At 68.1% G+C, this 26,014-nt stretch carries 21 protein-coding genes; 9 read left to right on the top strand and 12 right to left on the bottom strand.

Annotated elements, in window-relative coordinates; genetic code table 11:
• Positions 1 to 306: hypothetical protein (locus tag VLF18_RS09935; protein WP_325279467.1), on the bottom strand; the 306-nt coding region annotated here is incomplete at its 3' end.
• 155 nt (positions 307 to 461) lie between these two features.
• Positions 462 to 1,781 (bottom strand): DegQ family serine endoprotease, encoded by a 1,320-nt coding sequence (locus VLF18_RS09930; protein ID WP_325279469.1) that lies wholly within the window; start codon positions 1,779 to 1,781, stop codon positions 462 to 464.
• A gap of 459 nt (positions 1,782 to 2,240) precedes the next feature.
• Here VLF18_RS09930 and VLF18_RS09925 point away from each other — a divergent pair, with 459 nt between their 5' ends.
• The 3 genes from VLF18_RS09925 (at position 2,241) to VLF18_RS09915 (ending at position 7,240) form a co-directional block, all read left to right on the top strand.
• Positions 2,241 to 5,519: an LAGLIDADG family homing endonuclease gene (locus tag VLF18_RS09925; protein WP_325279466.1), complete on the top strand. Its 3,279-nt coding sequence runs from the start codon at positions 2,241 to 2,243 to the stop codon at positions 5,517 to 5,519.
• A gap of 79 nt (positions 5,520 to 5,598) precedes the next feature.
• Positions 5,599 to 6,105: a hypothetical protein gene (locus VLF18_RS09920; protein ID WP_325279465.1), complete on the top strand. Its 507-nt coding sequence runs from the start codon at positions 5,599 to 5,601 to the stop codon at positions 6,103 to 6,105.
• 343 nt (positions 6,106 to 6,448) lie between these two features.
• Positions 6,449 to 7,240, top strand: a complete 792-nt coding sequence (locus VLF18_RS09915) for an NrdJb (RefSeq protein ID WP_325279464.1) — start codon at positions 6,449 to 6,451, stop codon at positions 7,238 to 7,240.
• Between the two features lie 256 nt (positions 7,241 to 7,496).
• On the opposite strand, the gene VLF18_RS09910 is transcribed toward VLF18_RS09915, so the two are convergent.
• Together VLF18_RS09910 and VLF18_RS09905 are read right to left on the bottom strand one after the other, a co-directional pair.
• On the bottom strand, positions 7,497 to 8,702 hold the full coding sequence (locus tag VLF18_RS09910) for an MFS transporter (protein WP_325279463.1): 1,206 nt from the start codon (positions 8,700 to 8,702) through the stop codon (positions 7,497 to 7,499).
• Positions 8,703 to 8,839: 137 nt separating this feature from the next.
• Positions 8,840 to 9,619 carry a class I SAM-dependent methyltransferase gene (locus VLF18_RS09905; protein ID WP_325279462.1) on the bottom strand — a complete coding sequence of 260 codons (780 nt, stop codon included), beginning with the start codon at positions 9,617 to 9,619 and terminating at the stop codon, positions 8,840 to 8,842.
• Between the two features lie 174 nt (positions 9,620 to 9,793).
• On the opposite strand from VLF18_RS09905, the gene VLF18_RS09900 reads away from it, so the two are divergent.
• Positions 9,794 to 12,589, top strand: coding sequence for a PQQ-binding-like beta-propeller repeat protein (locus VLF18_RS09900; protein WP_325279461.1), 2,796 nt, complete (start codon positions 9,794 to 9,796; stop codon positions 12,587 to 12,589).
• 31 nt (positions 12,590 to 12,620) lie between these two features.
• Here the strand turns inward: VLF18_RS09900 and VLF18_RS09895 are convergent, their stop codons facing one another.
• Both VLF18_RS09895 and VLF18_RS09890 read right to left on the bottom strand, forming a co-directional pair.
• Positions 12,621 to 13,157, bottom strand: coding sequence for a hypothetical protein (locus VLF18_RS09895; protein ID WP_325279460.1), 537 nt, complete (start codon positions 13,155 to 13,157; stop codon positions 12,621 to 12,623).
• 14 nt (positions 13,158 to 13,171) lie between these two features.
• Entirely contained in the window at positions 13,172 to 14,299 is a 1,128-nt protein-coding gene (locus VLF18_RS09890; RefSeq protein WP_325279459.1) for a glycoside hydrolase family 18 protein, read from the bottom strand.
• Between the two features lie 290 nt (positions 14,300 to 14,589).
• On the opposite strand from VLF18_RS09890, the gene VLF18_RS09885 reads away from it, so the two are divergent.
• A complete protein-coding gene (locus VLF18_RS09885) occupies positions 14,590 to 15,144 on the top strand; it encodes an ECF-type sigma factor (protein ID WP_325279458.1) in 555 nt (184 codons plus the stop codon).
• A gap of 36 nt (positions 15,145 to 15,180) precedes the next feature.
• Here the strand turns inward: VLF18_RS09885 and VLF18_RS09880 are convergent, their stop codons facing one another.
• The 3 genes from VLF18_RS09880 to VLF18_RS09870 form a co-directional block, all read right to left on the bottom strand.
• Positions 15,181 to 16,761, bottom strand: a complete 1,581-nt coding sequence (locus VLF18_RS09880; RefSeq protein WP_414717208.1) for an MFS transporter — start codon at positions 16,759 to 16,761, stop codon at positions 15,181 to 15,183.
• A gap of 80 nt (positions 16,762 to 16,841) precedes the next feature.
• The gene (locus tag VLF18_RS09875) at positions 16,842 to 17,801 is read right to left on the bottom strand and encodes a homocysteine S-methyltransferase family protein (RefSeq protein ID WP_325279456.1); all 960 of its coding nucleotides are present in this window, start codon (positions 17,799 to 17,801) and stop codon (positions 16,842 to 16,844) included.
• 142 nt (positions 17,802 to 17,943) lie between these two features.
• Positions 17,944 to 20,385, bottom strand: a complete 2,442-nt coding sequence (locus VLF18_RS09870; RefSeq protein ID WP_325279455.1) for a serine/threonine-protein kinase — start codon at positions 20,383 to 20,385, stop codon at positions 17,944 to 17,946.
• Between the two features lie 183 nt (positions 20,386 to 20,568).
• Here VLF18_RS09870 and VLF18_RS09865 point away from each other — a divergent pair, with 183 nt between their 5' ends.
• Positions 20,569 to 21,246, top strand: coding sequence for a lysoplasmalogenase (locus VLF18_RS09865; protein WP_325279454.1), 678 nt, complete (start codon positions 20,569 to 20,571; stop codon positions 21,244 to 21,246).
• Positions 21,247 to 21,391: 145 nt separating this feature from the next.
• Here VLF18_RS09865 and ypfJ read toward each other — a convergent pair whose 3' ends face one another.
• Positions 21,392 to 22,255: a KPN_02809 family neutral zinc metallopeptidase gene (gene ypfJ, locus VLF18_RS09860; protein ID WP_325279453.1), complete on the bottom strand. Its 864-nt coding sequence runs from the start codon at positions 22,253 to 22,255 to the stop codon at positions 21,392 to 21,394.
• A gap of 177 nt (positions 22,256 to 22,432) precedes the next feature.
• On the bottom strand, positions 22,433 to 22,636 hold the full coding sequence (locus VLF18_RS09855; protein ID WP_325279452.1) for a hypothetical protein: 204 nt from the start codon (positions 22,634 to 22,636) through the stop codon (positions 22,433 to 22,435).
• A gap of 73 nt (positions 22,637 to 22,709) precedes the next feature.
• On the opposite strand from VLF18_RS09855, the gene VLF18_RS09850 reads away from it, so the two are divergent.
• From VLF18_RS09850 to VLF18_RS09840, 3 genes are read left to right on the top strand one after another with little or no spacing between them, the layout of a single operon-like run.
• Positions 22,710 to 23,489, top strand: coding sequence for an SDR family oxidoreductase (locus VLF18_RS09850; RefSeq protein WP_325279451.1), 780 nt, complete (start codon positions 22,710 to 22,712; stop codon positions 23,487 to 23,489).
• Positions 23,490 to 23,536: 47 nt separating this feature from the next.
• Positions 23,537 to 24,397 carry a DNA-3-methyladenine glycosylase family protein gene (locus tag VLF18_RS09845; RefSeq protein WP_325279450.1) on the top strand — a complete coding sequence of 287 codons (861 nt, stop codon included), beginning with the start codon at positions 23,537 to 23,539 and terminating at the stop codon, positions 24,395 to 24,397.
• Between the two features lie 26 nt (positions 24,398 to 24,423).
• The gene (locus VLF18_RS09840) at positions 24,424 to 24,939 is read left to right on the top strand and encodes a methylated-DNA--[protein]-cysteine S-methyltransferase (RefSeq protein ID WP_325279449.1); all 516 of its coding nucleotides are present in this window, start codon (positions 24,424 to 24,426) and stop codon (positions 24,937 to 24,939) included.
• A gap of 15 nt (positions 24,940 to 24,954) precedes the next feature.
• Here VLF18_RS09840 and VLF18_RS09835 read toward each other — a convergent pair whose 3' ends face one another.
• On the bottom strand, positions 24,955 to 25,926 hold the full coding sequence (locus VLF18_RS09835; protein WP_325279468.1) for an IS110 family transposase: 972 nt from the start codon (positions 25,924 to 25,926) through the stop codon (positions 24,955 to 24,957).
• Positions 25,927 to 26,014: the final 88 nt, after the last annotated feature.

The raw sequence follows: 26,014 nt of genomic DNA, 5'->3' as shown, positions 1-26,014 counted from the left end.
GCCGCCCGCCTTGGCCGCCGCGGGCTTCGCGCCGGCTGCGGGTTTCGCCGTCGCCGCCGGTTTCGCGGCGGCCGGCTTGGCGTCGGCAGGCTTGGCCGGTGCAGCAGCCGGCTTGGCCTCGGCAGGTTTCGCGGCAGCTGCCGGTGCCGGCTTCGCATCGGCCGGTTTTGCAGCCGGCGCCGCGGCTGGTTTGGCTGCCGGAGCGGCGGCCGGTTCGGCGGCGAGTGCGGGAACGAGCCAGCCTGCGGCGCAGGCGAGGAACAGGACGCGCGGCAAGGCGCGACGGAACGAGCGCGAAGTGGTCACCGGTGAAAACCCGACGGAGGCTGAATCGGCTGCACGATACCATGCGGTTGCGACGCGCGCTGTGGCTGCCGCGTTCACGATTGACCCGTGTCTCGAAAGGCGGCACGGCGTCGCGGAACGCAGCGGCCGAGGCCGCTGCGTTCCGCGCGTTTCGCTCATTCGCACATCACGAAAAACGCGTTCTGGCCGCGCACGATGGTCAGCAGCAGCTGGCGCGGGCGGCGCTTGGTCAGAACAGTCAAATCTTCCACATTGCGGATGTCGACCTGGTTCACCGCGACGACGACGTCGCCGCTGCGCAGCTGGTTGGACTCCGCGCGGCTGCCGCCGGCGACGCGCGCGACGCTGACGCCGCGCAGCCCCTGCTGACGCTGGCGTTCGCCGAGATCGGCAAACTGTGCGCCGCCGAGACGCGGATCCAGCGTCTGGCCTTCGGCGTTCGCGGTATCACGCCCGGCGAGCTTCGCCGACGCCGTCGTTTCGCGGCCGTCGCGCATGATCTTGAGCTCGACGTCGCTGCCGATCGGCAGCAGGCCCTCGACGTTGTGGAGATCCTGCTCGTTGCTGACCGGCTTGCCGTTGACGCCGACGATCACGTCGCCGGGACGCAGCCCGGCGGCTTCGGCCGCCGAATCGGCCTGCACGCGCGTGACGACGGCGCCGCGGCCCGGTGCGACGCCGAGCATGCGCGCGATCTCGGGCGTCAGGTTCTGCGTCTCGATGCCGAGCGAGCCGCGCTTGACCGTGCCGGTCTTGATGAGCTGCTGCATCACGTCGCCGGCGAGCGTCGACGGAATCGCGAAGCCGATGCCGACGTTGCCGCCCGACGGCGAGAAGATCGCCGTGTTGATGCCGACGAGTTCACCGTTCAAGTTCACGAGCGCGCCGCCGGAATTGCCGGGATTGATCGATGCATCGGTCTGGATGAAGTTCTGGTAGCCCAGGCCGCGCAGGCCCGAGCGGCCCAGCGCCGAGACGATGCCCGAGGTCACCGTCTGATTGAGGCCGAACGGATTGCCGATCGCGACGACGAAATCGCCGACGCGCAGCCGCGTCGAGTCGGCGAGGTTCACGGCCTTGAGGTTCTCGGCCGGAATCTGGATCACCGCGACATCGGTGTCGGGATCCGTGCCGACGAGCTTCGCCTTGAGCGTGCGCCCGTCGCTCAGCGTGACGCTGATGTCGTCGGCGCCCTGCACGACATGGTTGTTGGTGAGCACATAGCCCTTGGCCGCGTCGACGATGACGCCCGAGCCCAGCGACTGCTCGACGCGCTCCTGCGGCATGTTCGGCACGCCGAAGAAGCGGCGGAAGAAGGGGTCGTCGAGCAGGGGATCGCGCACGCGCGTGTGCGTCTTCGAGGAAATGTTCACGACGGCCGGCGTGACGCGTTCGATCATCGGTGCGAGCGAGGGCAGCGCCTGGCCGTCGATCATGGCCGGCAGCGCGGCCTGCGCGGGGCGCTGCGTCGACATCGCGAGGCCGCCGGCGATGCCGAGGCCGACGAGAACGGCGGATGCCAGGACTGCACGGGTCAGGCGGGACATAGAAGCTCCGTTGCAAGGAATGGCGACATGGACCGCCGAGTAGGGCTTCGGGTTTCCGCTTTCAATCGCTGCGTTCATTTCCGTAACCAACTGCAAACTCGTCGATCGCGCGCGCCATTCATGAAGTCCTTCACGAACCTGCGATTGACACCATGGATAGCCGGGCGTAGGTTAGCCCGCGCTCGCAATCACAAGATGTTGTGCCTGTTCACCGGGGGGTAGCCCCAGTATTTGGGGTCAAACAGGCGCCGCCGCAGCAGTGGCACCCGATCGTATCCGTCGGAACGGACACGGCCGGGACCGGTTTCGCCGCGGCAGACACGGGAGACGAGCGTCCAGACCGACACGATCGGGCCGGCATAAGGGACTCGGGAGGACGAGAGAGAGATGAGTACGGTGCGCCTTGAAGATCTCGCGCGCGGCGCGGTCAGCATTCCGTTGCAGCCTGCCTCGCAGGATATCTGGGACAAGAAATACCGCCTCAAGACCAAGCAGGGCGAGCCGGTAGATCTCTCGATCGATCACAGCTACGAGCGCATCGCCAAGGCGCTGGCCGACGTCGAGGCGACGCCCGACAAGCAGCAGTACTGGAACGAGCGCTTCCTCTGGGCGCTGCGCCGCGGCGCGATTCCCGCAGGCCGCGTCACGTCCAACGCGGGCGCGCTCGAACACAAGCCGGCGACCTCGACGATCAACTGCACCGTGTCGGGCACCATCGAAGACTCGATGGACGGCATCCTGCAGAAAGTGCACGAGGCCGGACTCACGCTGAAGGCCGGCTGCGGCATCGGCTACGAATTCTCGACGCTGCGTCCGCGCGGCGCCTATGTATCCGGCGCGGGTGCCTACACGTCGGGTCCGATGTCCTTCATGGATATCTACGACAAGATGTGCTTCACCGTGTCCTCGGCCGGCGGCCGCCGCGGCGCGCAGATGGGCACGTTCGACGTGAGCCATCCCGACGTCAAGGACTTCATCCGCGCCAAGCGCGAAGACGGGCGGCTGCGTCAGTTCAATCTGAGCCTGCTGATCACCGACGATTTCATGCAGGCCGTGCACGGCGATGCCGACTGGCCGCTCGTGTTTCCGATCAACATCAAGGAACAGGACGAGAGCGACCTGACCGACGCCAGCGCCGTGGTCTGGCGCGAGTGGCCGACGACGGCGAACTATGTCGTGCGCGACGACGGCCTCGTCGCCTGCAAGGTGTACGGCCACATCCGTGCGCGTCACCTCTGGGACATGATCATGGTCTCGACGTACGACTACGCCGAGCCGGGCTTCATCCTGATCGACCGCGTCAACGAGATGAACAACAACTGGTGGTGCGAGAACATCCGCGCGACCAATCCCTGCGTGACGGCCGACACCTGGGTGCAGACCGCGCAGGGTCCGCGTCAGGTGTGCGAACTCATCGGCACGCCGTTCCGCGCGCGCGTCGACGGCGTCGATCACGCGAGTGGCGAGGAAGGTTTTTTCCTGACGGCGCACAAGCCTGTCGTCACGCTGCGCACGCGGGAAGGCCACAGTCTGCGACTGACGGCCGATCATCGCGTGCGGCGCGTAACCACGGCGACGCGCTGGGTTACCGAAACGCAGTGGTGCGCCGCGGGCGAGCTCGTCGCCGGCGACCGCGTGCTGCTCAACGACCATCGCGCGAACGCGCAGTGGGAAGGCGCGCTGAATTTCGACGAGGGCTATCTGCTCGGCCTGCTCGTCGGCGACGGCACGCTCAAGCACGACACGGCCGTGCTGTCGGCCTGGACGGCGCAGGCCGTCGTCAACGGCGGCGATGCGGGGCCGCGCGACGGCGTCCGCGCGTTGATGGCCGAGGCCGAGCGCGCAGCGCGCACGTTGCCTCATCGCAGCGATTTCGGTGGCTGGTCGGCGGTGGCCGGACGCAACGAATGGCGTCTGAAGTCCGCATCGTTGCGCGATCTCGCGCAGTCGCTCGGGCTTCGTCCCGGCGACAAGACGATCACCCCCGCGCTCGAGAAAGCGTCGAGTGATGCGTATCGCGGTTTCCTGCGCGGCTTCTTCGATGCCGACGGCAGCGTGCAGGGCAGTCAGCTCAAGGGCGTTTCGATCCGTCTCGCGCAGTCCGACCTCGCGCGACTGGAAGCCGTGCAGCGCATGCTCGCGCGCCTGGGCATCGCCGCGACCGTCTATGCCAATCGCCGCGAAGCCGGCCTTGCGCAACTGCCCGACGGCAACGGCGGCCGCGCGGCATACCGGACCGCCGCGCAGCATGAGCTGACGATCACCGGCGAGAACGTGCAGCGCTACGCCGAACTCGTCGGCTTCGGCGACAGCGACAAGGCGATGCGGCTCGCCCAGCTATGCGCCGCCTATCGCCGCGCGCCGAACCGCGAGCGCTTTCACGCGACCGTCGCCGCGATCGAACCGGCCGGAGAAGAAGCCGTCTACGACGTGCAGGTCCCCGGCATCAACACCTTCGACGCGAACGGCCTGCACGCGCACAACTGCGGCGAGCAGCCGCTGCCGCCCTACGGCAGCTGCCTGCTCGGCTCGGTGAACCTCACCGTGTTCGTGCGCGATCCGTTCGGTCCGAAGGCGCGCTTTGACTGGGACGAATACCGCGAAGTCGTGCGCGTGTTCACGCGCATGCTCGACAACGTCGTCGAGATCAACGGCCTGCCGCTCGAACAGCAGCGCAACGAGATCCTGTCCAAGCGCCGCCACGGCATGGGCTATCTCGGCCTGGGCTCGACCATCACCATGCTCAAGATGCGCTACGGCTCGAAGGAAGCCTGCGCGTTCACCGAGGACGTCAGCCGCGAGATGGCGCTGGCGGGCTGGGAAGTCGGGCTGTCGCTCGCGCAGGAGAAGGGGCCCGCGCCCGTGCTCGCGCAGGACTACGCGGTGACCGCGGCCATGCTGCGCTGCCGCCCCGAGATGGAGCGCGACGGCTGGAAGGTCGGCGACGCGATTCCGGGCCGCGTGCTCCATGCTCACTACAGCCGCTACATGCAGCGGGTCGCGACGGTCGCGCCCGAGCTCGTCAACGCGCTCGCCGAACACGGATCGCGCTTCACGCATCACTCCTCGATCGCGCCGACCGGCACGATCTCGCTGTCGCTCGCCAACAACGCGTCCAACGGCATCGAACCGTCGTTCGCGCACCACTACTCGCGCAACGTGATCCGCGAAGGCAAGAAGACCAAGGAAAAAGTCGAAGTGTTCAGCTTCGAGCTGCTGGCCTACCGCGAACTCATCAATGCGAAGGCAATGCCGTTCTCGGACAAGCCCGACGAGAAGCTGCCCGAGTACTTCGTCTCGGCCGACGACATCACGCCGACCGAGCACGTCGACATCCAGGCCGCCGCGCAGAAATGGATCGACTCGTCGATCTCCAAGACCGCGAACGTGCCGACCGACTATCCCTACGAAGACTTCAAGAACATCTACACCTACGCCCATGCGCAGGGCCTCAAGGGCTGCACGACGTTCCGCTTCAACCCGGCCGCGTTCCAGGGCGTGCTCGTGAAGGAAGCGGATCTGGAGAACACCATCTATCGCTTCGAACTCGACGACGGCAGCATCGTCGAAGTGAAGGGCAACGAGCAGATCGAGTACGACGGCGAGACGCATACCGCGGCCAATCTGTTCGACGCGCTCAAAGAGGGTTACTACGGCAAGTTTTGAGCGGGCGCGGAATGGAGTAATGTCCACACCGCAACACCCGATCATCTGACCAACCCGTACGAGGAGCTGGAGGGTTCTTATGCAAACCGTAGGTGAAGCAGTAAGCAATGCGATCGAAGCGGTCAAAGAGACCGCGCAGAACGTCGGCGAAGCGGTCGCCGAGAGGACCGAGGCCGCCGTGGCCAGCGTGAGCGCAGCTGCCTCCGATGCGAAGGAAGCCGTGACCAAGCGCGCGAAGGCCGCCGTCAAGAAGGTCAAGGAAGTGAAGGACGCCGCACAGGAAACGGTCAAGAACGCGGTCGAGAAAGCAAAGAAGGCCGTGACCAAGACCAAGCCCGCGGCGAAGAAGGCGGCCAAGAAAGTCGCGAAGAAGGCCGCCGGCAAGAAGACGGCGACCAAGAAGGCTGCGACCAAGAAGGCTGCGACGAAGAAGTCCGCCGCAAAGAAGGTTGCGAAGAAAGCCGCGGTGAAGAAGGTCGCGAAGAAGGCGACCAAGAAAGTCGCGAAGAAAGCGGCCGGCAAGAAAGCAGCCGTGAAGAAGGCACCGGCCAGGAAGGCGGCGAAGAAGGCGGCCAAGCGCCGCTGAGCGATCCAGCCTTCCGTCCGCACCAACCCTGGATAAGGGGCGCGGACGGAAGTGATGCCGCGGCGTCGAGGCTGCGTCGCGGTATTTACTGGCGGTGTGAAAGCATCCCGGTCGTCAGGTTCGCCGCCGCGCTTGCGCGGCGCGATCGACCCGACCGCATCGCTTCCGCATCAGCAAGACCCACTGCCAAGTAAGCGCGGAGACGCGCCACAGCCTTGCTTCAACTCCGCGTCGGTACGCCGGCGCGGAGATCCTTTCGGCGCCGCTCCGGCTCCGGAAGCTCCATCACGCCGGACGCCGACAGGCGCGCCGGCCTGCGGCCGCATGGTTCGGGAACAGCGTCATGTCGATCAAGATCACGAAGAAGATCAAGGGCTACAGCGTCGAGAAGCCGAACGACAAGGCGGCTCAGGTCATGACCACGCTCGCTCCCGTCGCCGCGGCGCCCGAGCCGCCGATGGCCGAAGTCATCCAGATGCACGAGAAGGTCGAGCGTCCCGACACGCTGATCGGCGCGACCTACAAGATCAAGTCGCCGCTGTTCGAGCACGCGCTGTACGTGACCATCAACGACATCGTGCTGAACCAGGGCACGCCGCACGAGTCGCGCCGTCCGTTCGAGATCTTCATCAACTCGAAGAACATGGACCACTTCCAGTGGATCGTGGCGCTGACGCGCATCCTGTCGGCCGTGTTCCGCAAGGGCGGCGACGTGACCTTCATCGTCGAGGAACTGAAAGCCGTGTTCGACCCGCGCGGCGGCTACTTCAAGGCCGGCGGCGTGTACATGCCGTCGATCGTCGCCGAGCTCGGCGCCGTCGTCGAACAGCACATGAAGACGATCGGCCTGATCCACGATCCCGAACTCAGCGCCGAGCAGCGCGCGCTGATCGCCGAAAAGCGCGCGGCCTACGAACAGGTCTCAAAAAAAAACGCTGACGTAGGCGAAACCCGCCAGAGCAGCATCGCCGGCGATCCCGCCGGTGCCGGCGCCGCCTCGAGCACGCGGGAATCGGCAGGTTCCGCCGCGTTCCCGCCGGGCGCGACGCTCTGCCTCAAGTGCAACGTCGCGGCGACCATCCTCATGGACGGCTGTGCGACCTGCCTCAATTGCGGGTATTCGAAGTGCGGCTAGCGGTCGTCTAGCCGGCGAAGCTCGGGACAGATCCGGCCGCCGCCCACGGCCTGGGAACCCGCGTCTGCACTGGCCGGATCGGGGGATCGGATGTACGCCAGCAGCGATGGCCATGCCGTCGACGGCTTGCGCCCGGATTTCCCGGCGCATTTCGCTGCCCAGCCTGCGACCGCCGATGGCCGATTCCTCCGCCGATATCTCTCAACTGCTGCAGCGCTGGAACCTCGGTGACCGCGCCGCGCCGTCGAACGATCTTTCACGCCGTGCGCAGCGCCTCTGGTCCGCGCACCGGCGGAAACGCGAGCGCCATTGCCGCGGCGGCGAGGCCGACGAGTGCCGAGCCCGCGAACAGCCAGCCGTAGCCGCCGAATCGGTCGAACAGCCAGCCGCCGGCGAGCGGGCCGAACGACATGCCGAGGCTCGACAGCATCATCGCGGCGCCGAGCACGGTGCCGAGCACCTGCGGTCCGAAGTATTCGCGCGCGAGCACCGCATAGAGCGGCATGACGCCGCCGTAGGCCGTGCCGAACACGAGCGCGAGCAGATAGAAGTCGCGCAGGTCGTTGACGACGGTATACGTGCCGATCGCGAACGCCTGCACGAGCAGTCCGGCGACGATCATGCGCTTCACGCCGAGCCGGTCGGCGAGCACGCCGAACAGCAACCGCCCGAACAGGCCCGCGAGCCCTTCGACGCTGTAGATGCTGACGGCCGCCATCGGCCCGACGCCGCAGAGAATCGCATAGCTGACCATGTGGAAAATGGGACCCGAATGCGCGGCGCAGCAGGCGAAGAAAGTCAGGCCGAGCACGATGAATGCGCGCGAGCCCAGCGCGTCGCCGGCACTCGGCGCCGGCGCAGCCGTCGCAATGCCGCCGTTCGCGGACACGGCTTCCGCCGGCGGCGGCGCGCGCCGCAGCAGCAGCGCGAGCGGCAGCAGGGTCCAGGCGATCAGGCCGATGATCAGCATCGCCGGGCGCCACTCGTAGGTCGTGATCAGCCAGCGCGCGAGCGGCGATATCGTCATGGGAGCAACGCCCATGCCGGCCGATACGAGCGATACCGCGAGCGCGCGGTGACGGTCGAACCACGCCGCGGTCAGCGCCATCAGCGGCGCGAAGAACGCGCTGGCCGACAGGCCGACGAGCACGCCATAGGTCAGCTGGAACTGCGTCAGCGTCGTCGCGCGGCTCGCGAGCGTCAGCGCAAGGCCGAGCAGCACGACACCGATCGCGACGACCGGCCGCGCGCCGTAGCGGTCGCTCGCCGCACCCCAGAGCAGTGCGCCCACGCCCATGAACAGGAAGTTCAGGGTCATCGCGCTCGAAATGCCGGTGCGCGACCAGCCGGTGGCCTGGGCCATCGGGTCGAGGAACACGGCCAGCGAGAACATTGCGCCGAGCGCGACACAGCCGAGCACGGCGCCGACCGCGACGATGAGCCAGCGATAGCTCAGGCGCATGGGCGCTGTCCCGCGCCGGAATGCCGGCTGCCGATGTCGATGTCGCCGATGCTCATGTCGTCGTCTCCGTCGGTTCGATGACGAAGCGTCGAACGGGCGGTCGCGAAATCGACAGCCGCCGCGGCCGTCGTGACATTTCAGTCCGTCCTCGCCGTCCAGTAGGCCATCGTGCGATACGGCATCGCGACGCGGTCGCGGCCGGCGAGCGCCGGTTCCGCCGCGATCAGCGCGCGGACTTCGTCGGCGACGCGCGCACGCACGGGCTCGGGCAGCGCCGCGATGAAGCTCGTCGACAGCACGCGGCCGACGACGACCTGTTCGGGCGAGCCTTCATGTTCGTGCGCGAACTCGCAGACCTGCAGCGGCGCAAAGCCGTCGAACGGAAACACCGCACGCCACGCCTGCGTGTGCTGCCGCGGCGTGTCGTCCTCGTAACGCGCGAAGAGAGCGCTGAGCCGCGCGACCCAGCCGGTGCGTTCGTCGCGCACGTTCCAGATCAGGCCGAGCCGGCCGCCGGGCCGCAGCACGCGATGGATTTCGGCGAGCGCGTCGCGCGTCGCGAACCAGTGGAACGCGGTCGCGCAGACGACGGCGTCGGCCGACGCGTCGGCCAGCGGCATCGCTTCGGCGGTGCCGTCGAGCGTGACGATCTGCGGAAAGCGCGCGACGAGGCGCTCGCGCATGCCGGCGACAGGTTCCACCGCGATCACCGACGCGCCCGCCGCGAGCAGATACGGCACGAACTTGCCGGTTCCTGCGCCGAGATCGACCGCCGTCGCCGTCGCGTCGAGCGCGAGCGCGTCGCGCAGCCAGTCGACGATCGCGGGCGGATAGTCGGGACGATTGCGGGCATAGCCGTCCGCGCCTTCGCTGAAACCAGTTGCAGCGGAAGGATGCAGCGGAGCCGGAAAACGCATGAATTCGTACCTGATGGTTACGGCGGAGAGTTCCCGTTCTGCAGGCCGTAAGGCCCGGATCCATGGGCTTTCGTCTGCGACTGGCACCTGCATAGAATCCCGATTTGTTGCATGTTCGCCAACAGGGGAAATCGAATGCGTACGCGGATCGGCATTCTGGGCCGGAGTATTGTCGTGGCTGCGCTTGCCGTGGTGGTCCTCGCGCCGTCTGCATTCGCGGCCACGCTCTGGCAGCACGATTGGGAGACGACCGGATCGCTGCTCGAGCGACACCCCTATCCGTATGCTGGATTCGTGCGTGCCACGACCACCGGCGAAGCCCTGGTCTTCCAGTTTCGCGAATCCGACAACGCGGCCCGACGGCTGCGCAGCGACGGCAGCCTGCGTTGGCAGAGTGCGACCGGCCACGTGGGGGGCGGCGAAGTCGTCGACGGCATAGCGTTCGACGATGGCTCGGCGGCACAGTTGCAGCGGACCGCGCGCAGAGGCTACGTCACGCGGTTTGGCAGCAACGGCCAGCCGCTCTGGGGACGCGGGATTCACGCAGGTCGTTTCGCCGTCGCAGGCACGGCGTTCGCAGCGATCGGTTGTCAGACACCCGCGGTGATCGCGACGTCGGTCGACCAGACGACGGGTGCCACGCGCTGGCAGCGTGTGCTGCGCACCGACGCGAGCGCCTGTGCGGCAGTCGCGGTCGCCGGCTCGACAGGCGGCGATTCGTACTACGCGTACCGCAGTGGAACGCCGTCCAGCACAACCCTGGCGCGCCTCAACAGCAATGGAAACGTCGTCTGGAGCGTGAACGCGGACAGCACCGGTTCATCGCTGGCGCTGGCCGCCAACGGCGCTCATCTTTTCCTGCTGTCCGGTCCGACGCTCCGTGCATTTCGTACGGGTGACGGCGGTCTTGCTTGGCAGAGCCCGTGCTCAGGCACGCGTCTGCATTTCGTGGATGCCGATCCGGTCTGTGCCGTCAGTGCTACGGAAATCAAACGCTTATCTGCCGCCAGCGGAGCGGCGGTCTGGACGAAGACGGCGAGCGGCGGCGAACTGCTCGGTGTTTTCGAGGGGAATGTGTATTACGCCGCAAGTTCGCAATGGATGCGCTGGCGTGGTGTCGACGGCGTACAGCAATGGCAGGCGCCGCTCGCCGTGCCGTTCGTTTCCACGCTCACGGAGGCATGGCGCTCGGCGTCTGGAGTCGTCACGCTCTGGGCGACGAACGACGCGGTCGGCGACTACGCGCTGCGGCAGTACCGCCTGTCCGACGGCGCTCAGATCGGTACGACTTCGCTGCCGGCGATGGCGAGTGGCGTTTCCGCAAACGGTGTCGCCTGGGACGGCACCAACCTGTTCGTCCGCGGCCTTGCGACAGGCAGCACGCCTTCGGAGCGACTGCGCCGCATCCCCGCCGGTACCGGTCAGATTGCCTGGGAGCGCAGTTCCGACAGTGACGGCAGTTTTCCGACGCTGGCCGCAGGTCCTTCGGCGCTGTTCATTGCGGATCGCTGGGACGGCCTGACCACAGTGCGTGCGCTTGATCGAAATACGGGCGCCGATCTCTGGCATCAGGATCTCGCGTTTTCCGGCGGTGACTGGTTCGCACACGATTCCCCAAATCTCCTGCCGTTGACCGACGGAGACGTGGTTGCACTCAACGGCACGATGAGTCCGGGGCAAGGACCGTTCAACGTTCGCCACGAATATCAACAGGCTTGGCGCTTCGCGGGCAGCGACGGCGCGGAACGCTGGGCGCGCATGCTCGTCGATCGCGAACACAACGCCGGCGATCTCATAGCGCCGGCACAGGCGATTTCGGTCGAAGACGACATCGTTGTTGCGCCGTACGAGCGGTACTTCCCGGCGCCGAACCTGCAGCGCCTCGACGGTGCGGGCGGCGACACGATCTGGCAGTCACCGGTGCCGGCTTCCGCGGCGCTGATCGCGGCTGCGGTCGGCGAGAACGCGTTCTTCACGGTCTCCGGCGCTCAGGTCAACGGCGGACCCCTCGTCGTGACGAAACGCACGGCGGGCGCCGGGCAGGTGGTCTGGGAGCTCTCGCTGCCTCTGGCCGAAGGCGAACGCTTCCGCGCGATCCGGCTCGTGCCGCTGGCCGGCGGGGACGTGATGGTTGCCGGCAACGTCGAAACGGGCATCGCGAACATTCTCAGTGCGCCGCGCCTGCTTCGCGTGCTTGCCGATGGATCGGCGCTGCGCTACGCCTGGGCTCATGGCAACGATCCAGCGATGCCGAACGACATTCTTGCCGACTTCGTCGTCGATGCGAGCGGCCGCGGCTGGTTGTACCGCAATCAGACCGATCGCTTCGTCGGCGCTGCCTTTCTCGTGCGCTTCGATCTCGACAACGGATTCCCGATAGGCGGCCAGTTCTACCGCCCGTCGTCCGTGACGCCGCTAACGCCGCATACGATCTGGGACTTCGTGCTGCGACCGTATCAGGACGACACGATGGTCCAGGTGGGAACGGTCGACCGCGCGCCGTTGCCGTCGACGCTGCGTGTGGCGCTACAGGACTATGCCGTAATGCAGCGCGGCGATCTTTCCGTGCAGATCGACGAGTTGCCCGAGTCCTTCGCGTCCGGAGCCCACCTGCCGCTCGGAGTCAGCGTCCGCTACGACGGTGACGCTGCAGTGCAAGGCGTGACGCTGGTCATCGACCCGCCATGGCATGGCACGCACAGCGGGCTGGTCTGCAGCGGCAGCGGACAGACGCAGTGCACGATCGACGTGCGCGACGGCCAGATCACGGTTCGCTTCAACGCGTTGCCCGGGGCGCGTCTACGCTTGACCGGTGTTATGCGTGCGCTCGAATGGCCGACTGCCGCCGCCGCGACGCCGCGCGCCGTCGTGTTCGCGCCGGAGAGTTTGTTCGAAAGCGACACCCGCAACAATTTCCATGCAGCGGGCGCGATCGACCGCATCTTTCGCGACGGCTTCTCTCTGCCGTAGTTCGCTGCGGACACATTTGCCGAAGTGCTCTTTAGCGCGCTTCGGCAAGCCCCTTCGCAACGGCCTGCCGGTAGTCCAGATCGAAGTGCCGCCCAAGCGCATCGATGAGCCGCAGGTTCATCGCGTTGCCCGCATGTGAACCGGCGGCGGCGAGCACGGCGCGATGGCGGTCGAACGCAGGGCGGTCGCGTTCGAGGAATGCGATCGTCGCGAGTACGTAGTCGTTCCACCTGAATGCGGCGTCGGTGGCTTCGCCGGATTTCAGCGAGCGGCGCGCGGCGGCGATTGCGGCGGGACGATCGTCGTGTTCCGCGCGCTGCTGGGCGAGGTGCCAGTGGACCTGCGACGGCGCCGGCGGGTGCCGCGCGATCCAGGCTTCGATCAGATCGCCGGCTTCGCGCGAACAGCCAGCGGCGGCGAGCGCGCGGAAGCCCTGGCCTTCGGCCTGGTCGAACGCATCGAGCGGAAGACCGAGGTCGGTGCGCAGGTGCGTCGCGTAGAGCGCGGCGCAGTCGGCGGTCGCGGCGGGCGACTGAAGGGCAAACAGCAACGCCAGCGTGGTCAGCATGACTGTGGCTCGGATCAGAGGAAGGAATTCCTGATCGCCTGCAGCAGCGGATCGCGCTGGCCGGCAGGACGTTCGGGGATATGTCCCTGACCGATGGTCCAGATGATGGTTCCGCCGAGACCGCTGCGGCGCACGTAGGCGCCTTTCGCGGCGATCGAGGTTTCGTCATCGTAGGACAGGAAATTGCACTGCTGCGGCCCGAACGCCGTGGGCGATCCGAGATAGCCCATCGAGGCCGCGGCATCCCAGGAATAGCGCGGCGCGCTGTAGTAGTCGCGCACGATGTTGCGATAGCTCAGCACGTTGTCGCTCGCGACGACGGTGCCGCCGAACAGGCGCGGTGCGCTGACGTTGCGCCAGCAGGTGCCATAGAACGGAATGCCGATGCCGAGCCGCGCGCGCCGGACGCCCGAGCGCAGGTAGAACTCCACGCTGGTCTCGACCGAACTCGGCGTGTTGCCGGCCGCGCCGGCGAGTGCGGAGCTGTGCCAGCTCTGCCAGCCGTCCCAGTCGCCGGCCATGTCGTAGCTCATCACGTTGATCTGGTCGAACAGCGGCGCGATCGCGCGGAAGAACGGATTCGGCGTGCTCGCGAAATTCGCGTTGATCCAGCCGACCGGCACGGTCAGCACGAGGTTCGGCCGTGCGGTGCGCAGCGCCTGCGCGAGTGCGAGAAAATTCGGTTCGTCGCTGGTCTGGATCGGTTCCCAGTCGAGGTCGAGGCCGTCGAAGCCGAGGTTGTCCATGGCCGCGAGCAGGTTCGTCACGAAGGTCGCGCGGTTCGCGTTCGATGCCGCGCCGACCCAGCCGGCGTATTCGCCGGCGCCGCCGACCATGAGGATCGGCTTGACGCCGTTCGCGCGCGCGGCCGCCGACACCTGCTGCGCCCAGATCGGGCCGTTGACGTTGTCGATGTCGAAATGCGTATTGACCGTGCCGTTCGCGTTCGGCGTCACGCGGCCGACGACGACGTGGGTCATTGTGGAGAAGTCGATTTCCGCAGTCGGATACAGGTCGCGCTGATAGCCGACGTGATAGCCGGCGACCCAGCGCTTCTCGAAGCTCGAGGCGAATATGGTGTCGTCGGCGGCCGCGGTCGCGGCGGCGGCGAAGAGGCTGAGGCACAGCAGAAGGCGCAGCATGGAATTCCCCCGATGACACGGCACGGTACGACCGACAGACGTCGTCCGGCGCGAAATGCTGTCATTGTCCGCGCCGCCCGATGCCGGCGCTTGCGCCACGTCACGTTACCGGCAACCCGCGCACGTGAAGAGCGGTTGACCGGTCCGGCCGGAATCCACATGATTCGCGCGGCGACGATCGCTCCGCGGCAGGGATTTCGAATCCATGCCGCGCGGCGCGACGTTGCAGGGACCGGCGACGCGGCGCGCGTCCCTGCACGATCGACGTGCCGTGTCCGGGCCGGAGCACGATGGAAGACAAGCTGCACGATCTGCTCGCTGCCTACCGCAACGGAACGCCGGGTGCGCTCGACGGCCTGGTTCCGCTGATCTACGACGATCTGCGCCGCATTGCGCGCCGCCATGTCCGGCAGTGGCCGGGACTCACGCTGAACACGACCGGCGTCGTGCACGAGACGTATCTCAAGCTTGCGCGGCAGCATTCGCTCGATGCGAACGACCGCGCGCATCTGATGGTGATCTGCAGCCACGCGATGCGCCAGTTCATCGTGAGCTATGCGCGCAACCGGCTCGCCGACAAGCGCGGCGCGCTCGCCGAAACCGTGACGATCGACGACGTCGAACTGCCGCTGCAGTCCGAGGCCGACGAACTGCTGACCATCGATCAGGCGCTGCAGGGACTCGCCGACGTCGACCCGCGCCTCGTGCGCGTCTTCGAATGCCGCTACTTCGGCGGCTATTCCGCGCAGGAAACCTCCGAAGCACTCGGCGTACCGCTGCGCACGATACAGCGCGACTGGCTGCGCGCGCGCGCGTGGCTGCTGGAGCTGCTGTCGCCGACCTAGGTGCGCCCCGCGCCGGCAACGCGGCGCGGCGTCGCGTCAGGACGTCTCGCGCAGGTCCGCGTCGGACCCGCCCGCGGCGTGACCTTCGCCGATGCCGTCGCGCAGCATGCGCGCGGTCATCCAGCTCGCCAGCAGCAGCGCGATCGCGCCGATTACCGCAATCGCGCGCATCGCATCGGTGAACGCGGCGCCGGCCGCAGGGGCGAAGCCGCTCGCCGGATGTCCGGCGGCGACGGCGACCGCACCGCCGAGCGTCGCGAGCGCGCGTTCGGCTTCCACGGCGTTGACGCCCACCGGAATCAACGGCGCGAGCCAGAGGCGGTACAGCACCATGCCGAGGCTGCCGAGCAGCGCGATGCCGAGCGCGCCGCTGAGTTCGGCGCTGGTTTCCGACAGCGCGGCCGCCGCGCCGGCGCGCTCCGGCGGCGCGGTCGTGAGAATCAGTTCGTTGCCGACCGTGAACACCGGCGCCATGCCGAGACTCATCGCGAGCATGCCGGCGATCAGGATCCATAACCCGTAGGGCTCGACGACGGCCGCCGTGACGAACAGGCCGAACGCGGCGAGCAACAGGCCGCCGACCATCACGCGCTTCTCGCCGAAACGCTGCGCCCAGCGCGGCGCGAGCAGCGACCCGATCACGAAATTGACCGACCACGGCAGGGTCGCGAGTCCGGCCTGCAGCGGCGTCAGTCCGAGCACGAGCTGCAGATACTGCGTCATGAAAATGTATACGCCCATCATCGACAGACCGGCCAGCGCATAGGCCACGATCGAGGCGCTGAATGCGGGCCGGCGGAACAGCGCGAGATCGAGAAACGGATAGTCGATCTGTCGCTGGCGCCGCAGGAACAGCACGCCGAGCAGCACGCCGAGCGCGAGGGCGGCGAGCGAGACCGGCTGCACGCCGTATTCGGCGACGTGTTTGAGGCCATAGACGGTGGCGAGCACCGCGAGCAGCGACTGCACCATGCTGACCGGATCGAGCCGGCCCGCGTCGGGATCGCGGTATTCCGGCAGCAGCCGCGGCCCGAGCACGAGCAGCAGCACCATTACGGGAACCGCCGCGAGAAAGGCCGCACCCCACCAGAACCACTGCAGCAGCAAACCGCCGACCAGCGGACCTATCGCGCCGCCGACCGAGAAACTCGCGATCCAGACGCCGATCGCGAACTGCCGCTCGTGCTCGTCATGGAACATGTTGCGCAGCAGGGACATCGTCGACGGCGCGAGCGTCGCGCCGGCGATGCCGAGCAGCGCGCGCATCGCGATCAGCATCCCGGCGCTGTCGGAGAACGCCGCGACGATCGACGCGATGGCGAAGGCGGCCGCACCGGCCAGCAGCAGGCGCCGGCGCCCGATGCGGTCGCCGAGCGTGCCCATCGTGATCAGGCAGCCGGCGACGAGAAACCCGTACACGTCGACGATCCACAGCAGTTCGCTCGTCGAGGGATTGAGCTCGGCACTGATGGCCGGCAGCGCGAGGTTCAGAACCGTCAGATCCATCGCGTAGACGAGGCAGGGCAGTGCGAGGATGGCCAGGCCGATCCACTCGCGGCGGCCGGCCTTGTTGTCAGCGGTAGCAGCAGTCACGCGGTTCGGCTCGAAGACGGACATCGTCCGAACATACACGAGCGCCGTGACGCGCTCGCGGCGGTCAGTCGCAACGGCGCGGATCGCGGGAAATCGCGCATCGGTCAATCGTGCCGGAACAGCGGCAGGCAGGCCGCCGCGATCTGTTCGACATGGCGATGGTCCGTACCGCAGCAGCCGCCCATGACGTTGAGGCCGGGCAGCCGCTGCCGGCGCAGCGCGGCGTAGTCGGCGCCGAGTTCGGCCGGGTCGCCGATGTCGAGATCCGGCGCCTCGTTGAGTTCCGCGTGGCTGCGCCGCGAGGCGTTCGCGCGCAGTCCGCGGATGCGGTTCGCCCAGGACGCGCCGGGCTCGACGATTGCCTCGAAATGACGGGGATGCGCGCAGTTGAGCATGTAGTAGGCCGGGTAGCCCGCGGTCGCGTCGTCGACGCGGGCGATCGCGTCGGCGAGCGCGTGCCCCGTCGGCAGCCGGCCGTCGGTCTCGACGGTGAACGAGATCACGACCGGCAGGCCGGCGGTGCGTGCCGCACGCGCGATGCCGACGGCTTCCTCGCAGTAGTTCATCGTGATGGCGGTGACGAGATCGGCGGAGGTCCCGGCGAACGTGTCGATCTGCCGGCGATGATAGGTTTCGGCCTCGGTCTCCGACATCGAGGCATCGGGCACGTAGCCGTCGCCGCGCGGTCCGATACAGCCGCTGATGACGACGGGCGTGCGACCGGTCTCGTATTCGGCGCGGATGTCCTCGAGCAGGGCCACCGAGCGGCGATTCGCTTGGGCCAGCGCAGTTGCGTCGTAGCCGAGCCGGTCGCCCCAGTCGGCGCTCGCGCGCCAGGTCGCGGTTTCGAGGATCAGCCCGGTTTGGAGCGTCGATGCCAATGCGGCATACGTCGAAAAATACTTTCGCAGCGCCGCCTCACCATGCGGCGTGCGCAGCAGCGTGAACGCCGCGAAATACGGCAGTTCGAGACCGTCGAGAAAGATCAGCGTCGTCTCGATGCCGCCGTCGGTCAGGAATAAATCGCCTCCGCGCTGCGGAAGCGCGTTCCGGTATCTGGACATGGTGGTTTCCTCGTAGGACATGGGACGTGCATCGCGCGCGGCGGGATCGCCGGCGCGGCTTCCCCTCGTCCTCCCGGGAATACGCGATCCGGTGTGCGGCGGCGCCACGCGACGCCGTCGCCGGAACCATCCGCCGAAGCGTCTATTCGCGCGGCAGGCGGTCGGCGAACGCGGGATCGTCGGCCAGTGCCGCGAGCAGCGGCTCCTTGCGGAATTCCTTCATGTCGACGCGCGATTCGGTGAATGCGGCGATCGCCTCGTCGCTGCGCCCCGCCGCGGCGAGGCAGGCGGCGTAGTCGAACAATGTCCAGCGAAACAGCTCGTGCCGTGCGCTGTAGCGCTCCCGGACGCGCGCGACGACGGCGGCCATGGCTGTCGCGGCCTCGTCGGCGCGGCCCGCACGCGCGAGCATGATTCCGGCGACGCGGCGGCTGTTGAGCACATAGAGATCGTGCAGGCCGAGCACGCGCTCGGCGACCGGCAGCAGACGTTCGTGTTCGGCGAGCGCGCGCTGCAGATCGCCGTGGAATGCGAGATGCCGGTTGTGTACGAGCCGGATCTGCAGGGTCAACGGTTCCTCGGGACCGAGCGAACGGCCCGCGCGCGCAACCAGTTCCTCGCCGAGCGCCACGGCTTTCGCGAGACGCGCGGTTGCCGTGCGCCACTCGTCGTCGACGAGGTATTTCATTTCCGAGAACGCCGCGCCGATCGCATCGACGTGGCCTGCGCCCTTGAGCGCCTCGATCGCCGTGACGGCCTGCCGGTTGGCCGCGATCGCCGCGGCCGAGTCGCCCTTGAAGCTGTGCCACGTGGCCAGGTGACGCAGCGCCTGCGCGCGCACGGCGCGCAGTTCGCCGACGCCGGCGGTCATCGCGAGCACGCGGTCGATTTCTTCGCGCGCGCCCGGCATCTGCCGCAGCGTGATGTCGGTCATCGCGATGCCGAGGCGTGCCTGGGCTTCGACCTGGACCGCGTCGACGCCGGCGAGCGCGCGCGACTGGTTGAGCGCGGCGCGATATTCGCCTGCGGCGCTGTCGTAGCGCTGCAGGCGGCCGTAGGCGCCGCCGAGCAGCAGATGCAGCCGCGCGCGCGTGGCGGCATCGCGCCCGAAGCGTTCGGTCGGCGCGGCCGCGGCGCGATCGAGCGCGGTCGCGACCAGGCTGTTCTTCGTGGCGGCCTTCTCGGGTTCGAGTTCGCGGAACGTGTCGACGAGAAACGTCACGACCTGCTCGGACACGCTGTTCTGCAGCTCGGCGCGCGCACGCGCCTGGTCTAGCCGCAGCGCGAGCACGGCGACGGCGACGCTGAACACGATCAGGCCGACGAACAGCACGACGACGATCGCGCTCGACAGCGCGTGGCGGCGCACGAAGCGCGACAGCACGTAGAGCGTGCCGTAGCCGCGCGCAGTGACCGGACGGCCGGCGAGGAAGTTCTCGACGTCGTCGGCGAACTGCACGACCGAGCCGTAGCGCAGCGCCGGATCCGGATTCAGCGCGCGCGCGACGATGCGATCGAGATCGCCGTGCAGTTCGCGCAGGAGGCGCCGCGCGGTCGAGCGGCGCCGTGCGGCGATCGCATCGACGAGGTCGCCGCCGTCGGCGTGCAGCCGCCGCAGGCGCGCACTCGGCAAGGTCGGCGGCGCTTCGCGCAGCGCCGCGAGCATCTCGCCGCCGGTCAGTCCGCGCGTGGTATGCGGGCGCTGGCCGACCAGCAGTTCGAACAGCAGCACGCCGAGCTGGTAGACGTCGGACGCGACGCCGGTCGGTTCGCCGGCGAGCTGCTCGGGGCTCGCGTAGCCGATCGTGCCCGGCGACAGGCCCGCGGCGGTCAGCGGTGCATCGCCGCCGTGTGCGTGCAGCAGCTTCGCGATGCCGAAGTCGACGAGCTTGGGATGGCCGTCGGCGTCGACGAGCACGTTGCCGGGCTTGATGTCGCGATGGATCACGAGCGCCGCATGCGCGTGCGCGACGGCGCCGGCGACCGTGACGAACAGCGCGAGGCGTTCGCGAACGCCGAGATCGTGGGCGTCGCAGTAGCGGTCGATCGGCTCGCCGCGCACATATTCCATGACGAAGTAGGGATGGCCGTCCGGCGTGCGGCCGATGTCGAACAGGCGGCCGATGTGCGGATGACTCAGCGCTGCGAGGATCTGCTGCTCCTGCACGAAACGCTCGATCGCGACGTCGTCGCCGGCGTCCGCGGCGAGCAGCTTGATCGCGGCCTGGCGATGCACGTCGCCGTCGCGGCGTTCGCCGAGAAACACTTCGGCGCTGCCGCCGAAGCCGAGCCGCCGCACGATGCGATAGTCGCCGAACAGCGGCTGCGGCGACTGCGTGACGGTCAGCTCGCTGAGTTCACCGCAGGCTTCGCGCCACAGGACGCCGCGGCCGAGGAAGGTATCCGACTCGCCGGACGCTTCATCCTCGTCGATGCGCGCGAGCAGACGCTCGACGAGCGCGCGCAGGTCCGCGTCGTCCGCGCAGAGACGCGCGAGCGTCGCGTCGCGATCGGCGGTATCGGCATCGAGCACGCTCGCGAGGATCGCGTGCGCGGCCTGGAGTCGTGCGGTGTCCGGCTTCATCGCCCCCCCGGCCTGGACGTCTGCGGGAAATGTCGCCGCGCAGGGCGGCAGACCTGTCCGATGGCTACGCAGTATGAGCGAAAACGCGCCACGCCGAGGCCGCGCGCAGGATTGCCGGAATCCACATTGCCGACAACGCCGCGCAGCCGCTACGCTGCGCGGCCGTCCCGATCGGAGCCGTCCGTGCCGAATCCGCCGTCCGTATCCGATGCGCCGTCGCCGTTGTGGGCCGTCGCTGTTGCCGCCGCGGCGGTGCTCGCGATCGCCGGCGCGCTGCAGCCCGAGCTGCGCGTGCTGCACTACGTCTGCAAACCCCTCGCGACGCTGATCGTCGCGGCGCTGGTCTGGCGCGCCCGTGACAGCGAACCGCGCTACCGCGCGGCGGTGCTGTTCGGACTGGTCGCCTCCACGCTCGGCGACGTTTTCCTGATGCTGCCGTTCGACGCGTTCGTTGCCGGGCTCGCGAGTTTTCTCGTCGCGCACCTGGCCTATCTGTATGCGCTGACACGACGGCGCGGTTTTTCTCCTCTGCGCTGGCCGTGGCTCGCGTATGCCGTGCTCGCGGGCGCCGTGCTCGCCGTGCTCTGGCCGAAACTTCCGGATGCGCTGCGTGCGCCGGTCGTGGTCTACGTGGTCGCGCTCGCCGCGATGGCGGCGCAGGCGGCGACGGTTGCGCTCGCGCACGGCTCGCGCGCCACGCTGGCCGCGGCCTGCGGCGGCGCGAGCTTCGTCGTCTCCGATGCGCTGCTCGCGATCGACCGCTTTCATACGCCGCTGCCGGCGGCCCCGGCGCTGGTGCTGGCGAGCTACTGGAGCGCGCAGTACCTGATCGGACGATCAGTTTGGCAACGTCGCGCCTGACAGTCCGGTGCGTGGGATTCCGTCTTTCAGTATCGGACCCGCACCGGCGCGTCGGCGCCAGCGACTACCTCCCCTCAGGTCGCCACCCCCGACGCAGCTACCCCTGCTGCACCGGCGCTTCGCGCCGGTGCGTGTCTCACTGCATTCAGAGCTGCTGCGTGGCGAAGGTGTCGCAGGCGTTGATGTCGCCGCGTTCGAGGCCGGTGCGGAACCAGCGCACGCGCTGCGCCGAACTGCCGTGCGTGAACGAGTCGGGTACGACGACGCCGCGCGACTGTTTCTGCAAGCGGTCGTCGCCGATCGCGGTTGCCGCGGCCAGCGCCGATTCGATGTCGCCCTGTTCGAGCCACTGCAATTGCTTCTGCGCGAGATTCGCCCAGACGCCGGCAAAGCAGTCGGCCTGCAGCTCCTGGCGCACCGACAGCCCTTCGGCGCCTTCCATCGGCGCACCGCGGCGGCGCATCTCTTCGGTCTTGCGCATCACGCCCATGAGGTTCTGCACGTGATGGCCGACCTCGTGCGCGATGACGTAGGCGCGCGCGAAATCGCCGCTGGCCCTGAAGCGATTCTCGAGTTCGTCGAAGAAGCTCGTGTCGAGATAGACCTGCTGGTCGCCCGGGCAGTAGAACGGCCCGACGGCCGAGCTGGCCATGCCGCAGGCCGAGCTCACGCCGCCCTGGAACAGCACGAGGCGCGGTTCCTGATAGCGCCCGCCGGCCGAGGCGTAGATGCGATTCCAGACGTCTTCGGTGCTGCCGAGCACGGCGCGCACGAATTCGTTGGTCTGGGTCGATGCCGGCGCCTGCTGGGTCTGGGTCTGCGGCGCGGGGCCGCCGCCGTCCTGCATCAGCAGCGACAGCACTTCGAGCGGATTCTTGCCGAGTGCCCAGCTGATCAGCACGACGATGACGATGCCGCCGATGCCGAGTCCCGGCCCGCCGCCGAACCGGCGCGCGCCGCCGCTTGCGGACACGACGTTGTCGCTGCGTCGACCTTTCTGCCAAAGCATCTGCGTTCTCCTTCGTCGGGCTGGGCTGGTCTGTCGCCTCGCGGGCGTTCCTATCGCATCCGGCTCATGAATGCCGCGTGCAGGCCGCGCCGCACCGGCAATGCGCGGCGCAAGCGGGCGCGGCGATGGTAACCGAACGGATTCGCGCGGCAGCCCGCGGGCGGCGCACGGTCGCGATTATTGACCTTCGGCTTCGCGCAGCTTCGCGTCGGTCTCGGCCTTGTGCGCGTCGACCGTGTCCTGCACGGCCTTGGCGCGCTCCAGTGCCTTGAGCTGCGGATCGATGACGGTGGGCTGGCGCGGCGCCGGCGGTGGCGGCTTGTCGTCGCCGGCACAGGCGGCGAGCGCGAGCAGGGCGGCGGCGAGAACGAGTGCGCGCATCGGGATCTCCGGCGAAAGGCTGCGCTAAAGTCTGCGCCCCGATCCCACCGACAACAAGGCGGAGCCTGACGCAATGACGACCGCATCACGCTGGCGACTGGACGGCCGCACGGCGCTCGTGACCGGCGCGAGCAAGGGCATCGGCCTGGCCTGCGCCCGCGAACTCGCGCTGCTCGGCGCCGACGTGCTGCTGGTCGCTCGCGACGAAGCGCATCTGGAGGCCGTGCGCGACGAACTCGCCGACGAATTTCCCGATTCCGACATCGCCGCGTTTGCGGGCGACATGGCCGAACGCGAGCAGCGGCTCGAACTGTTCGACTGGATCGCCGATCGCGGCAGCAGCCTGTCGCTGCTCGTCAACAACGTCGGCACGAACCAGCGCAAGCCGACGCTGGACTACAGCGAAAGCGAATACCGCGCGCTGTTCGAGACCAACGTCTACAGCGCGTTCGAGCTGTGCCGGCTCGCGCATGCGCAGCTCGCCGAGCACGGCTCGGCGGCCATCGTCAACGTCGGCTCGGTGTCGGGCCTGACCCACGTGCGCACCGGATCGCCTTATGGCATGACCAAGGCGGCGCTGCATCAGCTCACCCGCAACCTCGCCTGCGAGTGGGCCGGCGACGGCATCCGCGTGAACGCGGTCGCGCCGTGGTACATCCGCACGCAGCGTTCCGAGGCCGCGCTGGCCGACCCGCAATACCTGGAGGAAGTGCTCGATCGCACGCCGCTCGGACGCATCGGCGAGCCCGAGGAAGTCGCCGCGGCCGTCGCGTTCCTGTGCCTGCCGGCGGCGAGCTACGTCAGCGGCGAGTGCATCGCCGTCGACGGCGGCTTCCTGCGCTACGGCTTCTGAGCATGAAGCGGATGGCCGACGCGGCGAAGGCGGTGCAAACTGTCGCGATGTCTTCGCTCCGGAACCACGATCTGGTTCTGCCGCCGCGCTTTCCGGCCGACGCGGTGCTCGCGTTCTACGCGCGCCGCGCGATTCCCGGCGTGGAGCACGTCCGCGGCACGAGCTACCGGCGCAGCTTCGCGTTCGACGGCGAAGCCGGCTGGTTCGAGGCCGATCTCACGACGGGCCGCGTCGCGATCCGCCACGCGCGGCCTGCGGCCGATGCGCTCGTGCTCGAGCGGCTGCGTTCGCTGTTCGACCTCGACGCGCCGCAGGCGAAGATCCGGCGCTGTTTCGCGCGCGATGCGCGGCTCGGACCGCTGATCCGCGAACACCGCGATATCCGCGTGCCGGGCTGCTGGGACGGATTCGAACTCGGCGTGCGCGCCGTGCTCGGCCAGCAGATCACCGTCGCCGCGGCGCGCACGATCGCCTCGCGCATCGTCGCGCGGCACGCGCAGCGCATCGAAGGCGCGGCCGACGACGAGCCGTGCCACAGCCTGTTCCCCGACGCGCGCGTGTTCGTCGGCGCCGATTTCGACGGCCTGGGACTCACCGGCGCGCGCATCGCGACGCTGCGCGCGCTCGCGCAGGCGGTCGTCGCGGGCGAAGTCGATTTCGATCCGGCGCAGGGCACCGCGCGTTTCGTCGCGCGCTGCACCGCGGTGCGCGGCATCGGCGACTGGACCGCGCACTACATGGCGATGCGCGCGCTGCGCGACCCGGATGCGTTCCCGGCCGGCGACATCGTGCTGCGCAAGGTGCTGCAGCCGGGCACGACGCTGAGCGCGAAGGAGCTGGAACGGGCGAGCCAGCCCTGGCGTCCGTTCCGTGCGTATGCGGTACTGCTGCTGTGGCGCGCGGCCTGAGCGTCCGACAGCGAGAGAGAGAGGCGATGCGCGACGACGAACTGGTCTACGACATTGCGCAGACGCCGATCGGCCCGCTGCTGCTCGTCGCGAGCACGCGCGGCGTGCGGCGCATCGAGTTTCCGCGCAACGGCCGCGTGGTCATGCCCGACGTCGGCCTGTGCCGCGACGAAGCGCGTCTCGCCGACGCGGTTGCGCAACTGCACGCGTATTTCGCCGGCGAACGTCTCGACTTCGATTTCGCGCGCGACGCGGTCGGCACGCCGTTCCAGCACGACGTCTGGAACGCGCTCCGCGAGATTCCGCTCGGCGAGACCGTCAGCTACGGCGAACTCGCGCGACGCCTCGGCCGGCCGAACGCAAGCCGCGCGGTCGGTGCGGCCAACGGCGCGAACCCGCTGCCGATCGTCGTGCCCTGCCATCGCGTGATCGGCAGCAACGGCAACCTGACCGGCTTCGGCGGCGGCCTGCCGACGAAACGCTGGCTGCTCGACCACGAACGCCGCTACGCACCAAGGCCAGCGTTCGCGTTGGTTCCGTAGATACTGTTGTCCGAATCAAGCCCCGTGAAGCGAAGGATCAAAGGGCTTGCCGGATTTGATAACCCCAAAGGCGACTTGAGCGAGCTTACGCATCATGGCGCCGATGATGAGCATCTTGGGTTTGGCTTTAGCAGCCAGACGAGCGGCGAAGGCGCGGCCCCAGGCGGTACGACTCACGGCGACGACGGCGGGCATGTAGAGCGCCTTTCGCAGTAAAGCGTGTCCTGCTTTGGATAAGCGTGGACGTTTGTTCACGCTGGTGCCGGATTGGTGATGGGCGGGGCACAGGCCGGCGAAGGCCACGAACTGCCGGGCTGTGGCAAACCGTTCTGCGCCCAGGCCGAAGGCGAGCATGGTGGCACTGGAGCGCTCGCCGATGCCGGGAATGGAATCGAGCAGATCGCGTTTGGCGCGCAGATCCGGATCGTCGTCGATCAGGGTCTGAATTTCTTTGCTGACGCGTTCGATCTCGGCCAGCAGCCATTTCAGATGCGTCTCCACGCTGCTGCGCACGATCTCGCGCAGGGTCTCCAGGCGCAGTTCTTCTTGGACTTTCATGCCCATCAGCGCCTGCAGGCGCTGTATGAGCGCGCGCAGCTGCTGTTCCTTGGCCGAAGGCGGTTGCCACGCCATGGGCACTTGATCGCGGCAGAAATCCGCCAGCACGCGCGCATCCAATCCGTCCGTCTTGCTGCGCAGGCCCATCGCTTGGGCATACGCACGAGGCAACGACGGATTGACTACCGACACCGTATGACCGGCTTCGGCCAACGCGATCGCGACCGCCTCACCGTACACACTGGTGGCTTCCAGGCACGCATGCAGCGGCGTGCTACCGCCATGCAGGACAACCCACTCCAACAGCTCCCGGTGCCCCTTGGACGTGTTCGCAAAGGACTTGTTCTTGTGCTTGTTCCCCAGCCGCAACGCGCAAGCCAGCGTTGCTTTGGCGACATCGATTCCCAACCACACTGCTGCTTCACTCATCGCGTACATCCACCTTGTCAATGCGGGCTCTCGGCCAGGCCGGGCCCCAGATACTGTCCGGTCTTCGCGTGAGGAAAAGCCGCCTTCC

The sequence above is a fragment of the Tahibacter sp. genome, assembly GCF_035481375.1.
GTDB lineage: Bacteria > Pseudomonadota > Gammaproteobacteria > Xanthomonadales > Rhodanobacteraceae > Tahibacter.
The sequence above is the reverse complement of the archived record's forward strand: the minus strand, read 5'-3'. Positions and strand labels throughout refer to the sequence as shown.